This window comes from Ramlibacter sp. MMS24-I3-19, assembly GCF_050320135.1.
In the GTDB taxonomy this organism is placed as follows: domain Bacteria; phylum Pseudomonadota; class Gammaproteobacteria; order Burkholderiales; family Burkholderiaceae_C; genus Ramlibacter.
On the sequence record NZ_CP190017.1, the window covers coordinates 354,790 to 368,764 of the forward strand.

At 69.6% G+C, this 13,975-nt stretch carries 12 protein-coding genes and 1 pseudogene; 7 read left to right on the plus strand and 6 right to left on the minus strand.

Annotated elements, in window-relative coordinates; all coding sequences use genetic code 11:
* Positions 1–26 precede the first annotated feature (26 nt).
* The 4 genes from ACPWT1_RS01805 to ACPWT1_RS01820 are packed head-to-tail and all read left to right on the plus strand — an operon-like array spanning position 27 to position 4,989.
* Positions 27–1,520 (plus strand): ABC transporter substrate-binding protein, encoded by a 1,494-nt coding sequence (locus ACPWT1_RS01805; RefSeq protein ID WP_427913724.1) that lies wholly within the window; start codon positions 27–29, stop codon positions 1,518–1,520.
* A 10-nt stretch (positions 1,521–1,530) separates the two neighbouring features.
* Positions 1,531–2,964, plus strand: coding sequence for an amidase (locus ACPWT1_RS01810; protein ID WP_427913725.1), 1,434 nt, complete (start codon positions 1,531–1,533; stop codon positions 2,962–2,964).
* Positions 2,954–4,288: a tetratricopeptide repeat protein gene (locus ACPWT1_RS01815; RefSeq protein WP_427913726.1), complete on the plus strand. Its 1,335-nt coding sequence runs from the start codon at positions 2,954–2,956 to the stop codon at positions 4,286–4,288. The genes ACPWT1_RS01810 and ACPWT1_RS01815 overlap by 11 nt, the downstream gene beginning before the upstream one ends.
* Positions 4,285–4,989, plus strand: coding sequence for an alpha/beta fold hydrolase (locus ACPWT1_RS01820; RefSeq protein ID WP_427913727.1), 705 nt, complete (start codon positions 4,285–4,287; stop codon positions 4,987–4,989). Before ACPWT1_RS01815 ends, ACPWT1_RS01820 begins: the two co-directional genes overlap by 4 nt.
* Before the next feature lie 3 nt (positions 4,990–4,992).
* On the opposite strand, the gene coaD is transcribed toward ACPWT1_RS01820, so the two are convergent.
* The 4 genes and pseudogenes from coaD to ACPWT1_RS01840 form a co-directional block, all read right to left on the minus strand.
* Entirely contained in the window at positions 4,993–5,499 is a 507-nt protein-coding gene (gene coaD / locus ACPWT1_RS01825; RefSeq protein ID WP_427913728.1) for a pantetheine-phosphate adenylyltransferase, read from the minus strand.
* A gap of 30 nt (positions 5,500–5,529) precedes the next feature.
* Positions 5,530–6,135 (minus strand): 16S rRNA (guanine(966)-N(2))-methyltransferase RsmD, encoded by a 606-nt coding sequence (gene rsmD, locus ACPWT1_RS01830; protein ID WP_427913729.1) that lies wholly within the window; start codon positions 6,133–6,135, stop codon positions 5,530–5,532.
* A 187-nt stretch (positions 6,136–6,322) separates the two neighbouring features.
* Positions 6,323–7,736, minus strand: a pseudogene (locus ACPWT1_RS01835) (M16 family metallopeptidase).
* Positions 7,737–7,746: 10 nt separating this feature from the next.
* Complete coding sequence (locus tag ACPWT1_RS01840) at positions 7,747–9,192, minus strand: M16 family metallopeptidase (protein ID WP_427913730.1); 1,446 nt, start codon at positions 9,190–9,192, stop codon at positions 7,747–7,749.
* A 29-nt stretch (positions 9,193–9,221) separates the two neighbouring features.
* Here ACPWT1_RS01840 and ftsY point away from each other — a divergent pair, with 29 nt between their 5' ends.
* Complete coding sequence (ftsY, locus tag ACPWT1_RS01845; protein ID WP_427913731.1) at positions 9,222–10,376, plus strand: signal recognition particle-docking protein FtsY; 1,155 nt, start codon at positions 9,222–9,224, stop codon at positions 10,374–10,376.
* Here ftsY and senA read toward each other — a convergent pair.
* Complete coding sequence (senA, locus tag ACPWT1_RS01850; RefSeq protein ID WP_427913732.1) at positions 10,373–11,539, minus strand: selenoneine synthase SenA; 1,167 nt, start codon at positions 11,537–11,539, stop codon at positions 10,373–10,375. The two genes, ftsY and senA, sit on opposite strands and share 4 nt — an antisense overlap.
* Here senA and senB point away from each other — a divergent pair.
* Both senB and selD read left to right on the plus strand, forming a co-directional pair.
* A complete protein-coding gene (gene senB / locus ACPWT1_RS01855; protein WP_427913733.1) occupies positions 11,527–12,525 on the plus strand; it encodes a selenoneine biosynthesis selenosugar synthase SenB in 999 nt (332 codons plus the stop codon). The genes senA and senB overlap by 13 nt on opposite strands.
* The gene (gene selD / locus ACPWT1_RS01860; protein WP_427913734.1) at positions 12,522–13,601 is read left to right on the plus strand and encodes a selenide, water dikinase SelD; all 1,080 of its coding nucleotides are present in this window, start codon (positions 12,522–12,524) and stop codon (positions 13,599–13,601) included. The genes senB and selD overlap by 4 nt, the downstream gene beginning before the upstream one ends.
* Here the strand turns inward: selD and cutA are convergent.
* A complete protein-coding gene (cutA, locus tag ACPWT1_RS01865) occupies positions 13,588–13,929 on the minus strand; it encodes a divalent-cation tolerance protein CutA (RefSeq protein ID WP_427913735.1) in 342 nt (113 codons plus the stop codon). The two genes, selD and cutA, sit on opposite strands and share 14 nt — an antisense overlap.
* Positions 13,930–13,975 lie beyond the last annotated feature (46 nt).

The window sequence follows — 13,975 nt, forward strand, 5'->3', positions numbered from 1 at the left end:
ACAACGATTGATCCTGGAGCCTGTCCATGCTGAACCGACGCACCGTCCTTTCCTCCGCCGCACTCGCGGGCCTGCCCCTGGCGCTGCCCGACATGGGCTGGGCCCAGGGACGCAAGGACTCGATCGTGCTGGCCATGGCGCTGGAGCCCGCGCCCGGCCTCGATCCCACCGGTGGAGCGGCGTCGTCGATCGCCGAGGTGACGCTGTACAACATCTACGAGACGCTGACCAAGATCAACCAGGACGGCAGCGTCACGCCGCTGCTGGCCGAGAGCTGGGAAGTCTCGCCCGACCTCACCACCTACACGTTCAAGCTGCGCAAGGGGGTGAAGTTCCAGAACGGCGAACCGTTCAACGCGCAGGCGGTGAAGTTCTCGTTCGACCGCGCCGGCGGCGAGAAGAGCACCAACAAGGACAAGCGCACGTTCGCCAACCTCACCACGCGCGTCATCGACGACAACACGGTGGTCGTGCTCACCAAGGAGATCGACCCCGACTTCCCGTTCCTGCTGGGCCAGGCCACGGCGATCATCGTGGAGCCGAAGAGCGCGGACACCAATGCCACGAAGCCCGTGGGCACCGGCCCGTTCCGGCTGGAGAACTGGATGAAGGGCTCGTCGGTCACGCTCGCGAAGTGGGACGGCTACCGCAACGCGGCCGCCATCAAGCTGCGCCGCGCCACCTTCCGCTTCATCCCCGACCAGGCCGCGCAGGTCGCCGCGCTGCTTGCCGGCGACGTCGACGCGTTCGCACGCGTGACGCCGCGCAGCGTGCCGCAGTTCAAGGACAACCCGCGCTTCCAGACGCTGGTGGGCGGCTCGCGCGCCAAGACCATTCTGGCGTTGAACAACAGGAAGAAGCCGCTCGACGACGTGCGCGTGCGCCGCGCCATCGCCGCGGCCATCGATCGCAAGGCCGTGATCCAGGGCGCTGCCGAAGGCTACGGCGTGCCGATCGGCAGCCATTACGTGCCGGGCGCATTCGGCTATGTGGACACCACCGGCATCAACCCCTACAACCCGGACAAGGCGCGCGCGCTGCTGAAGGAAGCAGGCGTCGCGTCGCCGCTGGAGCTCACCATCACGCTGCCGCCGCCCCCCTATGCGCGCCAGGGGGGCGAGGTGATCGCCTCCATGCTGTCCAAGGTGGGCATCAACGCCAAGCTGCAGAATGTGGAATGGGCGCAGTGGCTGTCCAACGTGTACGGCAACAAGAACTACGACATGACGATCATTTCGCACGTCGAGCCGTTCGACCTCGGCAACTTCGCCAAGCCCGACTACTACTGGAACTACCAGAACCCGAAATTCAACGAGCTGTACGACCGCATCAAGAAGGCGCAGAAACCTGCCGACCGCGCAAAGCTGCTGGGCGACGCGCAGCGCCTGCTCGCCGAGGATTGCGTCCACGCCTTCCTGTACCAGCCGCAGTGGATCACGGTGGCGAACAGGAACGTCAAGGGATTGTGGAAGGACATGCCGATCTTCATCAACGACCTGTCCGCCATGTCCTGGGCCTGAGGCCGCGCACATGACGAAGCAGGACGACGCGCTGCATGAGCTGCCGGCCACGGCGCTGGTGCAGGGCTATCGGCAGCGGGCCTTCTCGCCGGTGGAAGTCACCCGAGCCGTGCTCGGGCACATCGAGCGGTGGGAGAAGCACCTGCAGGCGTTGTACCTGCTGCGGCCCGAGCTCGCGATGGAACAGGCGCGGGCCAGCGAGGCGCGCTGGCTGCGCGGCGAGCCCCTCGGCCCCATCGACGGGGTGCCGATCACGCTGAAGGACAACATCGCCACGGCCGGCGATCCCACGCCGCTGGGCACCGCCGCCAGCGAGCTCACGCCGGCAGCGGTCGACTCACCGCCTGCGGCACGCGTGCGCGAATCCGGCGCGGTGCTCGTGGCCAAGACCACGATGCCCGACTACGGCATGCTGTCGTCGGGCCTGTCCAGCTATCACGCACTCGCCCGCAATCCCTGGGACTTGGGCAAGACCCCGGGCGGGTCCAGTGCCGGTGCAGGAGCGGCCGCTGCCGCGGGCTACGGGCCCCTGCACGTCGGCACCGACATCGGCGGCTCGCTGCGCCTGCCCGCAGGCTGGTGCGGCATCTTCACCCTGAAGCCCAGCCTCGGCCGCATCCCCATCGACCCGCCCTACACGGGACGTGCCGCAGGACCGATGACCCGGACCGTGGCCGATGCAGCGCTGCTGATGCAAGTGCTCGCACGGCCCGATTCGCGCGACAGCATGAGCCTGCCCTGGCAGGACATCGCATGGAACGACGTCGAGCGCGGCACGCAACGCCTGAAGGGCCTGCGCCTGGGCCTGTTGCTCGACGCCGGCTGCGGTCTCACCGTGTTGCCTGAAGTGCGTTCGGCCGTCGAAAGCGCCGCGCAGGTGTTCGAGCGCGCCGGAGCCCATGTCACGCCTGTGCGGCCGTTCATGACACAGGCCATGCTGGACGGCATGGACCATTTCTGGCGCATGCGCTCGCACCTGGACATGCTGGCACTGCCGTCGGAGCGCAAGGACAGGGTGCTGCCCTACATCCGCCAGTGGGCAGACAGCGCCGCGGGCATGAGTGGCGAGGCCTTGTTCCGCGCTGCAAGCCAGTTCCACGCAACGCGAGTGGCAGCCGTCCGCGCCTGCAGCGGCTTCGATTACGTGCTCTCGCCGGTGTCGCCGGTGCCGGCCTTCGACGCGCACCTGCCCTCGCCCACCAACGATCCCTTGCGGCCGCTGGAGCACATCGGCTTCACGGTGCCGTTCAACATGTCGGAGCAGCCTGCCGCGTCGATCAACTGCGGCTACACCACTGCCGGCCTGCCGATCGGGTTGCAGATCGCCGGCCAGCGCTTCGACGACCTGGGCGTGCTGCAGGTGGCGCGTGCGTTCGAGAGCCTCCGTCCGCCGCCGCGTCCCTGGCCGCAGCCGCCGTCGGGAGCCATCGACCATGTCGACTGACCTGCTCGGCAATCCGGCCACGTTCGAAGACGGCGAGGCCAGCCGTGCGGCGCTCGACAACTTCGTCGAGGGCTTCCTCGCCAGCGAGGCGCGTGCGGCCCGCATCCTGGATGCCGCGGACGATCCGAGTCCGATCGTGCAGGCCTGCATCGCGGCCGTGCACATGTTTGCCGAATCGGCCGGCGCTCCCGCCGCAGCGCGCCCATTCCTGGTTCGTGCGCAGCAGGAACTGGGCCGCGTCACGTCACGCGAACAGCGCTTCATCCTGGGTATTGCCGCATGGGCGGAGGGCGACATCGCGCGCGCGATCGCACTGCACGAGCAGCAGGCGCGCGAACACCCGCGCGACCTCGCGTCGCTCAAGCTGGCGCACTACCACCTGTTCAACCGGGGCGATGCGCCAGGGATGCTGCGAATCGCCCTGGTTGCCCTGTCCTCCGCGGCCGACGTGCCATACCTGCACGGCATGCTGGCCTTCGCCTGGGAGCAGTGCCATGCCCTGGAGCAGGCCGAAGCCGCGGCGCGCCGCGCGATGGCGATGCGCCGCAAGGAGCCCTGGGCCCACCACGCGCTGGCGCACGTGATGCTTACGCAGGGCCGTCTTCAGGAGGGGCATGCGTTCCTGGCCGATGTCAGCGAGACGTGGACCGGCCTGAACTCGTTCATGGTCACGCACAACTGGTGGCACCAGGCCCTGTTCGCGCTGGAACTCGATCGTGGCGACGAGGCACTGCGCCTTTATGACGAGCGCATCTGGGGCGTGGCCAGGGACTACACGCAGGACCAGATCAACGCAGCGTCCTTGCTGGCACGCCTGGAGCTCGCCGGCGTCGATGTCGGCGACCGCTGGCAGGACCTGGCACAGGAGCTCGCACAACGCACCGCGGACCAGGTGCTGCCGTTCCTCGACATGCAATACCTGCTGGGGCTCGCGCGCGCCGGACGCCCCGAGGCCGCGACCTTGCTTCGCAACATCGAGGCCCGGGCGGCACGCACCGACGAAGACGATCGCGCCTGGCGCGACGTCTGCCTGCCGGCGAGTCGCGGCCTGCTGGCATGGTCGCGGGGCGACCATGCGGCGGCGCTGCGCGAGTTGGGACAGGCACTCCCGCGCCTTGTGGAGATCGGCGGCAGCCACGCGCAGCGCGACCTGTTCGCGCAGGTCCATCTCGATGCAATGGTGCGCACCGGCCACCTGCAGGGGGCGCAGAACCTGCTGCAATCGCAGCTGCGCGCGCAGCCCGAGTCGCGACGGTTGCGCAGGCAGGCTGCAGCGCTGTACCGATCGCTGGGCCTCGCCGACGCCGAGGAGGCTTTCCTGTGACGAGCCTCATCCTGCTGCCGGGGCTCGCGGGCGACGGCGAGATGTGGCGCGACCAGCTGCCGGCATTGGCGGCGTGGCGTCCGCAGGTGAGCGACGTGCACATGCGGTACCCCAGCATCCCGGAGATGGCCGCTGCGCTGCTGGCGCGCCATCCGGGTCGGCTCGCACTCTGCGGCGTGTCCATGGGCGGCATGCTGGCCATGGAAGCGGTGCGACAAGCGCCGGCGCGCATCGCCGGCCTGGCGTTGCTCGGAACGACGGCACGCCCCGAAGACGACGAGACCCGGCGGGTGCGAGAGAAAGCCATCGCGCTCTTCGCGCAGGGTCGGGTGGCGGAAGTGATCGAACCGAATGCCACGTTCGCGTTCCACCCGCGGCATGCGCGTGATGCCGCACTGATGCGGCGCTACGTGGATTTCGTGCTGCGAGCCGGGGCGCAGCAACTGGTGCGCCAGAACCGCGCCGTGATCGCCCGGCCCGACGCCCGCCCGCACCTGCCGGCGGTACGCTGCCCGACGCTCGTGATGTGTGGCGAGGACGACCAGCTCACGCCTGTCGATCGCTCGCGCGAGATCGCTGCCCTGGTTCCCGGGGCGCGCCTGGTCACGGTGCCGGATTGCGGCCACATGCTCACGATGGAGCAACCGACCGTGGTCAATGGGGAACTGGCACGCTGGCTGGAGCGGGTGGCCGCGCCTTAGGACCTACGACCCGCCCAGGCTGCGCACCTTCTCGGCCAGGCGCTGCTGCACGGTGGGCGAGACGAACTTGTCGACCTCGCCGCCCAGCACGGCGATCTCGCGCACGAAAGTGCTGCTGATGAACTGGTATTTCTCGCTGGGCGTAAGGAATACCGTCTCCACCTCTGGCATCAGGCTGCGGTTCATGCCGGCCAGCTGGAACTCGTAGTCGAAGTCGGTCACGGCGCGCAGCCCGCGCACCATGGCCTTGCCGCCACGCGCGACGACGAAGTCGCGCAGCAGGCCGGAGAAGCTCTCCACCTCGACCTGAGGGTAGTTGCGAACCACGTCGCGCGCCATGTCGATGCGCTCGGCGAGCGTGAACATGGCTTTCTTGTGGTGCCCGGCCGCGACGGCCACGATGACCTTCTCGAACAGTTGGGTGGCGCGATGGATCACGTCCTCGTGCCCCAGGGTCATGGGGTCGAAGGTGCCGGGATACACGGCGATGACGGGCTTGCTATGGGCCATGGCGCTGCTCCGGCGGAGGGGTCGGCGCGATTATGGGGCCGTGGGGGCGGACCGTCGCAGCACGTGGGCGTGCACGGCACCCGCCCGCAAGTGGCGTTCGAGCTGCAGGCCGTGCGCCTGCAGCGCTGCGTCCGACCACCGGTGCGGCGCCTCGAGGTACAGGTAGCCCTCGTCGCGCAGGGCGGGCACTGCGGCCGCGAGCGCCTTGTCGAAGATGTCGGCGTCGAAGGGCGGATCCAGCAGCACGAGATCCTGGCCGGAGCCGGCCAGCTCCTTGAGGACCGTGAGCGCGTTCGCCCGGCGCACTTCCACTCCTTCGGCTTCGAGCCTGGCCTTCAGCCCCCGCAACGTGGCGACCAGGTCCGGATCCTGTTCGACAAGCAGCACCTGCGCCGCGCCGCGCGAAGCGGCCTCCAGCCCCAGCGCCCCGGTGCCCGCGAACGCATCGACGCAGCGCCAGCCGGTGAGGTCCTGGCCCAGCCAGTTGAAGAGGGTCTCGCGCACCCGGTCGGGCGTGGGACGCAGGCCCGGTTTGTCGGCGACGGGCAGGCGGGTGCGCTTCCACAGGCCGCCGACGATGCGCACCTCATGCGGAGCATGGCGGGCAGAGGCGGCGGGAGCAGGTCGGGAACGCATGGCCCGAGCTTACCGGCGCAAAAAAGGCGCGGGCCCCGAAGGGCGCCGCGCCGTCGCTTTCGCAAAGTGCTTGGGTTGTGAACTTGCCAGGACCAACTGGCAACCTGTGTGACAGCAGGAACCGCCATTCTTGAGCACGAGTCCGGCCCGCCCAAGCTCAGCCCTGTCAAGGCTGACAGGCGCGCCTTCACTGGCGCACTGTGGCTCCAGGTGTCGCTGCAGGACTGGCTGCAGCCGCCGCCGGGTCGAGCCCGCCCGCACCCACGCTGACGGTCACCATGCGCCCCGGCTGCAACTTGCGCTCCATTGCGGCGCGCACATCCTGCGCCGTCACCTTGGCGACCTGCGCCGTCCATGTGTCCAGGTAGTCGAGCGGCAGGTTGTTCCAGGCAATGTTCGCGACGTTGTCCAGCAGCTTGCGGTTGCTGTCGATGCGCAGCGGGAATCCCCCGATCAGGTTGTCCTTGGCCGACTTGAGCTCCACGGCGGTCGGGCCACTGGCGACGAACTGCGCGACGACGTCCTTCGCGACCGCGATGGCGCTGCGCCGCCTGGTCAGGGCGCGTCTGCAGGCCCACCGTGAAGGCACCCGCGTGCAGGCCCGGCGAGAAGTAGCTGTACGTGCTGTACGTGAGGCCGCGTTTCTCGCGCACCTCGGTCGAGAGGCGCGACACCAGGCCACTGCCGCCCAGGATGTAGTTGCCGACCAGCAGCGGGAAGTAGTCCGGGTCCGCACGCTTGAACCCCGGCTGCCCGATCAGGACATGCGCCTGCGCGGACTGGAACGGAATGGCCTGCACGGAGGGCGCCGTGAGCGGCGCCACCTCGGGCACCGGAGGGAGCACGGGGCAGGTGCCTGTCGTCTGCGGCAGCCGCGCCAGCAACTGCGTGACCAACGCATCGGCCTGCGCACGGTCCAGGTTGCCTACCAAGCTCACCTTGGCACGGCACGGCAGCACGTGCACACGGTGGAAGTTGCGGATGTCGTCGACAGAGATCGCGGCCAGCGACTCGCCGGTGGGTTCGTAGCCGTACGGATGGTTCCCGTACACCGCCTTCTGGAAGGCCTTGGCGACCACCGTCGCGGGTTTGGTATCGGCCTCGCGGATGGCCGCGCTGATGCGCTGGCGCTCGCGCTCCCAGATGTCTGGCGGGTAGGCTGGTTCGCCCATCTGCCGCGCGGCCAGAGCCACTGCACGCTGCAGCAGCGCAGGGTCGGTGAGCGAGCGCAGGCTGAAGCTCATGCGGTCGCTGCTCGCATCGCCGCCGAAGCCCGCGCCGAGGTCGGCCCAGGCTTCGCCAACCTGGTTCTCGTCGAGCGCTGGCTCGCTGCCCGACGCCAGGATGCCCTTGCTGGTGAGGCTGGCGGAGACGCTCGCCAGGCCGGCCTTGCCCGCGGGATCGCGGCGGCTGCCGCCGTCGAAGTCGACCTGCACGTCGACCATCGGAATCGAGCGGCTCTCGACGAAGAAGACCTGGGCGCCGCTGGGCTGTCGCCAGTTCTGGATCGGCAGCGCGGCCAGGGCGCCGGACATCGCCGTGAAGCCGAGGAGGCCCGCGGCGACGAGGGAACGGAGCATGGAAGGAAGATGCGGGGTCATGTCCGGGTCCTCAGTCGCGAACGCCGGCAGGCCGCTGGCGCGGGCGCTCGTTCGGATCGCGTGGCAGCGGACGCAGCGTGCCGACCGTGAGCTGGTCGTCGCCGAAGTACTTCGCGGCGACGGCCTGCACCTGCTGCGCGGTCACGGTCTTGAGCTGGTCGATCAGGCGATCGCTGGCATCGAGCGGCAGCCCCTGCGCCCAGAACGAACCGAGCTCCTGCGCCTGGCTGAAGACCGAGTCGCGCTTGTAGATCTGCCCGGCGATCCATTGCGTCTTCACCCGCTGCAGTTCGGCCTCGTTCACGCCATCGCGCGCGATCCGGGCCACCTGGGCGCGCAGCGCGGCTTCGACCTGCTCGGGCGTCTTGCCCGGCGCCGGCACACCGTCGAGCGTGAACAGCTGGGGACCCCGGCCCCACAGTCCGTTGCCGGCCCCCGCGCCGTCGGCCACGCGGTCGGGACCCTGCGTCAGCGCGCGGTCCAGTCGCGCGCCGCTGTAGCCGTCGAGCACGGCCGACAGCACCGTGAGGGCCATCGCGTCGCGCGTTTCGGCACTGCCGTCGAAGGCACGCACCTGCGGCACCTTGTACGACAGCGCGATGTACGACTGCTCTGCCGGCGCCTTGTGCTCGACACGGCGGATCCCGGCCTGGGGCGGCTCGACTTGCGGCTTGCGCGGCGGCACCGGGCGTGCCGCGATGCTGCCGTAGTAGCGCTGCGCGAGCCGCAGCACCTGCTGCGGGTCCACATCGCCGGCGACCACGATGGCGGCATTGGCCGGCACGTACCAGCGCTTGAAGAAGTCGCGCGCGTCCTGCGGCGTCATGGCGTCCAGGTCGCTCATCCAGCCCACGACCGGACGACGGTACGGCGAGGCGAGGAACGCCGTGCCGCTGATCACCTCGTACAGCATGGAGCGCGGCTGGTCCTCGATGCGCCAGCGGCGCTCCTCCTTCACGACCTCGATCTCGTGCTTGAACTCGGAGTCGGCCCACTGGTTGTTGGCGAACCGGTCGGACTCGAGCTTCATCACGTCCTCCAGGCGGTGGGCCGGAATCTGCTGGTAGTAGCCCGTGTAGTCGCGGCTGGTGAAGGCGTTCTCGCGTCCGCCCATCTCGGCCACGCGACGGGAGAACTCGCCGGGGCCGAGCTTCTTCGTGCCCTTGAACATCAGGTGCTCCAGCGCATGCGCGATGCCGCTGGAACCGCTGACCTCGTCCATCGCGCCCACGCGCACCCACACCATGTGCACGGCCGTCGGCGCACGGTGATCGGGCTTGACGATCAGCGTCATGCCGTTGTCGAGCGTGAAGACGGACGGCTGGACCGTGCCCTGCGCCGTCGGCGCGTCTGATGGTGCTGGAGGAACGCGGGAGCCCTGGGCTTGCGCGGCTGGGCCAGTGGCGAGCAAGGCGGCGCAGCAGATGGCCGCCGCGTGCCGAAGGAGGTGTTTCATAGAATGGGCTGATTCTAGAAACGCTTTCAATGTTCAGTTTTTTCCGTCGCAAGCCAGCGGCAACCCCCGCACCAGCGCCGACCAGCGCACCTGCAGCGACACCCGCGATCCCGGCCGCGCCCTCGCAGACGGCGGCGCCATTCACCACTCCGGTCCAGGCACCGCCACCCGCGCCCGCACCTTCCCCTGCACCCGCGCCAGCCATTGCACCCGCGCCGCGCAGCCTCATCGGCAGCGCCTTGGTGCGGCCCATGGAGATCCCGGTTCCTGCGCCTGTGGCGCCCGAGCGCCAACGCTGGGTCGAGCGGCTCAGCGCGGGCCTGCGCAAGACCGGCTCCAACATCGCGCAGGTCTTCACCGGCGGACAGATCGACGACCAGCTGTACGAGGATCTCGAATCGGCACTGCTGCTCGCGGACACCGGCGTGAAGGCCACGCAGCACCTGCTGGACGAGGTCAAGCGGAAGGTGGCCGCCACCGGTGCGACGCGGTCGGTGCAGGTGCAGAACATCCTCAGTGAAGCGCTGACGCAGTTGCTCAAGCCGCTGGAAAAGGCGCTGGTCATCGGCGAGCAGCAGCCCACCGTGATCATGGTCGCGGGCGTCAACGGCGCCGGCAAGACGACCTCGATCGGCAAGCTCACGAAGCACCTCGCGGACGAGGGCGCTTCGGTTCTGCTCGCGGCCGCGGACACGTTCCGCGCCGCCGCGCGGGAGCAGCTGGCCATCTGGGCCGATCGCAACACCGTCGAGATCGTGTCGCAGGAGGGCGGCGACCCCGCGGCGGTGAGCTTCGACGCGGTGAGTGCCGGGCGCGCGCGCGGCAAGGACGTGGTCATCGTCGACACCGCCGGGCGCCTGCCCACGCAGCTGCACCTGATGGAGGAGCTGAAGAAGATCAAGCGCGTGGTGCAGAAGGCGCAACCCGATGCGCCGCACGAGGTACTGCTGGTTATCGACGGCAACACGGGCCAGAACGCACTGGCGCAGGTCAGGGCCTTCGACAACGCGCTCAAGCTCACCGGCCTCGTCGTAACCAAGCTCGATGGAACGGCCAAGGGCGGGGTGCTGGCCGCCATCGCGCAGGAACTGCCGGTGCCCGTCTACTTCATCGGCGTGGGCGAGAAGCTCGAGGACCTCGAGACCTTCAACGCGCGTGAATTCGCGCAGGCGCTGCTCGGCTAGTCGATCGCGGCACAGCTGCGGAAGCCCGCCGTGACGTCGTGCCGGTGCGGCTCGAAGAAGTTGCGGTAGCGCGGATGTGCCAGCCACGGCGAGGTCGCGGCGCAGGCGCCGCGCAGCACGCGACGACTGCCGAACCAGGGTTGCGAGTAATCGCGATAAGGGTGCGCGACGAAACCCGGATAGGGCTGGAAAGGCGATGCCGTCCACTCCCAGGCCGAGCCCCAAGTGAAGTCCGGCTGCGTGAGTGCCGCGCACTCCCATTCGGCCTCGGTCGGCAGGCGGCGGCCGGCCCAGCGGCACCAGGCGTCGGCTTCGAACGCGCTGAGGTGCACGGCCGTGTCGGAGCCGCGCGGCAGGGCCGGATCGCTGGCGCGTTCGCGCTGCCGCCACGACCAGCCGTCCTCGCTCCACCAGCGCGGGTCGGTGTAGCCGCCCGCATCCACGAAACCGTGGAAGCGATCCCAGCTCACAGGTGCCGCGTCAATGCGGAAGGCGGCGAGTTCCACCTCGTGCGCACCGAGCTCGTTGTCGAAGGCGAAGCCGCCTCCCGGCGAGCCGAGCGTCCAGCGCTGGGCCTGGACCTGCAATTCATCCTGCGGGCCTGGCACGGTCTCCGGCTCGGGAATGGAAAAGCCCAACGTGCGCGCCATGTAGCAGCCCGCCTCGGCATGCATTGCTTCATGCAGGCACACCAGGCGATAGAAGTACAGCGCGTCCTCGCCCGCATCGGCGGGCAGCGCATCGAGCAGGACCAGCGTGGCGCCCAGCGTCTCGGCCAGCCACTGACGGATCTCGTCCACCGGCGGCAGCGGCAGAGTCCAGCGGGTGCGGTGGACGACGCGGCTGGAGTCGAACCAGCGGTCGGCATCGGCCAGCGTGGCGGGGGGACGTTCGTGGTCCGGATCGCAGCGCGTGCCCAGGTCGCGCTCGCGATTGCGTGCGATCCACCAGTCCTGGAACCAGGCCACATGGCCCAGCTCCCAGCGCGGCGGGTTCAGCAGCACGCTGTACGGCACCGCCAGTTGCGGCCCCAGCGCCTCGACATACGCATCGGCGATCGCCAGCGTGCGTTCGCGCTGCCATACGAGCGCCGCGCGCACGTCGTCCCGACTGCCCTGCCGCACGCGCGTGGCCGCGCTATAACCGCTGGATGTTCCGCTCATCGGTGGTCATCGTAAGCCCGTCGCTCGCCGCCGCCAACAATGGCAACTGGCAGACCGCCCGCCGCTGGGCCACCCTGCTGCGCCGCTCTCACGCGGTGCGGATCACAACCCAGTGGCCGGACGGCAGTGGGTCGGACAAGGACACAGTGATGCTCGCCCTGCATGCAGCACGCTCGGCCGACGCCATCCAGGCCTGGTCCACGCAACGCGGCCGCAAGGGACTCGGCGTGGTGCTCACCGGCACCGACCTGTACGGTGAATTCGCCGGCAGGCCCGAGGTGCAGCGATCGATGGAGCTGGCGCAGCGGCTGGTGGTGCTGCAGGAGGACGCGCGAGTCGCGCTCCCGGACGCGTTGCGGGGCAAGGCGCGCGTGATCCACGCTTCGGGTCCGGCGCGCGCGACGCTGCCCAAGAGCAGCCGGTGCCTGCGGGCCGTCGCGGTCGGGCACCTGCGCGACGTGAAGGGGCCGGGCACGCTCTTCGAGGCCGCGCGGCGGCTCGATCCGCGGGCCGGAATCCAACTGCGCCACATCGGCGATGCGCAGGGGCACTGGGCCGACGACGCCCGTGCCACCGAAGCCGCGAGCAGCTGCTACCGATGGTTGGGCGCCCTGCCCCATGCGCAGGCCTGTCGCTGGATCCAGCGCGCACACGTCCTGGTGCATCCCAGCCTGGCCGAAGGCGGCGCCCATGTCGTGATGGAAGCAGTCCGCTGCGGCACGCCGGTGCTCGCCTCGCGCATTGCGGGCAACGTCGGCATGCTGGGAGCCGATTACGAGGGCTACTTCGAGCCTGGCGACGCCGCTGGCCTCGCCACGCTCCTGCTGCGATGCCGGGCCGAGCAGGACGCGCGCGGGCATGACCCTGCAGCGACGCTGCTCGGACGGCTGCGAGCACAATGCCAGGCCCGCGCGCCGCTGTTCGATCCCGCCCGCGAGCGCGAAGCCCTCTTGCACCTGGTGCACGACCTGCAGGACCCACGATGAACGCTCCTCTCAACCCCGCCGTTGCCACCAGCGCCGAGCCGCGCCTCACCTCGCTGTCCCATGGTGGCGGCTGCGGCTGCAAGATCGCGCCCGGCGTCCTGGCCGACATTCTTCGCAACACCGGCCGGCTGCCGGTGCCGCCCGAGCTGCTGGTGGGCATCGAGACGGCCGACGATGCCGCGGTCTACAAGCTCAATGACGAGCAGGCGCTGATCGCGACCACCGACTTCTTCATGCCCATCGTCGACGATCCGTTCGATTTCGGGCGCATTGCAGCGACGAATGCGATCTCCGACGTCTACGCCATGGGCGGCAAGCCGATCCTGGCGCTGGCCCTGGTCGGCATGCCGATCAGCGTGCTGTCGACGACCACCATTGGCCGCATCCTCGAAGGCGGCGAATCGGTGTGCCGGGCGGCAGGCATTCCGATCGCAGGCGGCCACACGATCGACTCGGTCGAGCCGATCTACGGCCTGGTGGCGCTGGGCCTGGTGCATCCCTCGCGCGTCAAGCGCAATGCAGACGCGCGGGCCGGCGACGTGCTGGTGCTCGGCAAGCCGCTGGGTGTGGGCGTGCTCTCGGCAGCGCTGAAGAAGGAACTGCTCGATGCAGCGGGCTACGACCGCATGATCGAGACGACCACGCGCCTGAACACGCCGGGGCCCGAACTCGCCGTGCTCGACGGCGTGCATGCGCTGACCGATGTCACGGGCTTCGGCCTTGCGGGCCATGCGCTCGAACTGGCGCGTGGCGCTGGACTCGCAGTCACCCTCGACTGGCCGCGCGTGCCGCTGCTGCCCGGCGTGGCCGAACTCGCGCAAGCCGGCCACGTGACCGGCGCCTCCGGCCGCAACTGGGCTGGCTATGGCAAGGACGTGCAGTTGCCCACCGGCTTCAGCGATGCACGGCGCGCCCTGCTCACCGATCCGCAGACCAGCGGCGGCCTGCTCGTCTCCTGCAGTCCTGCGGTGGCGGACCAGGTGCTGGCTGTGTTCCGCAAGCATGGCTTCGATGCAGCGGCCGTGATCGGCAGCGTCGGCGAGCGCGGCGCGGGGCCATTGCTCACCGTGCGCTGAGGCCGTCGACCTCGCCGCGCACCCAGGCGGCGTATGCGGGCGTCGCTTCGAGCAACTGCCACACGACTTGCGGCAACTCGTAGGGATGCTGGGTCGCCAGGAAGGCCTGCAGGGCCGCGAGCTTGTCGGGCGCCGATTTCACGGTCAGACGCCATTCGGCTTCGGCGCACAGCGCGCCTTCCCAGCGGTAGTGCGACTCCAGCCGGTCGACCTGCACGCAGGCTGCCAGGCGCTGATCCAGGAGGGCCGATGCCAGCCGGCGCGCGTCGTCCTCGCCCCCGACCGTGGTCACGAGACTGAGAACCTGGGTGGCTGCGGTCGACGGCATCGTGCAAACTCCGGCCCGGGATTGTTCCAGACCAAGCCGCCCCCGG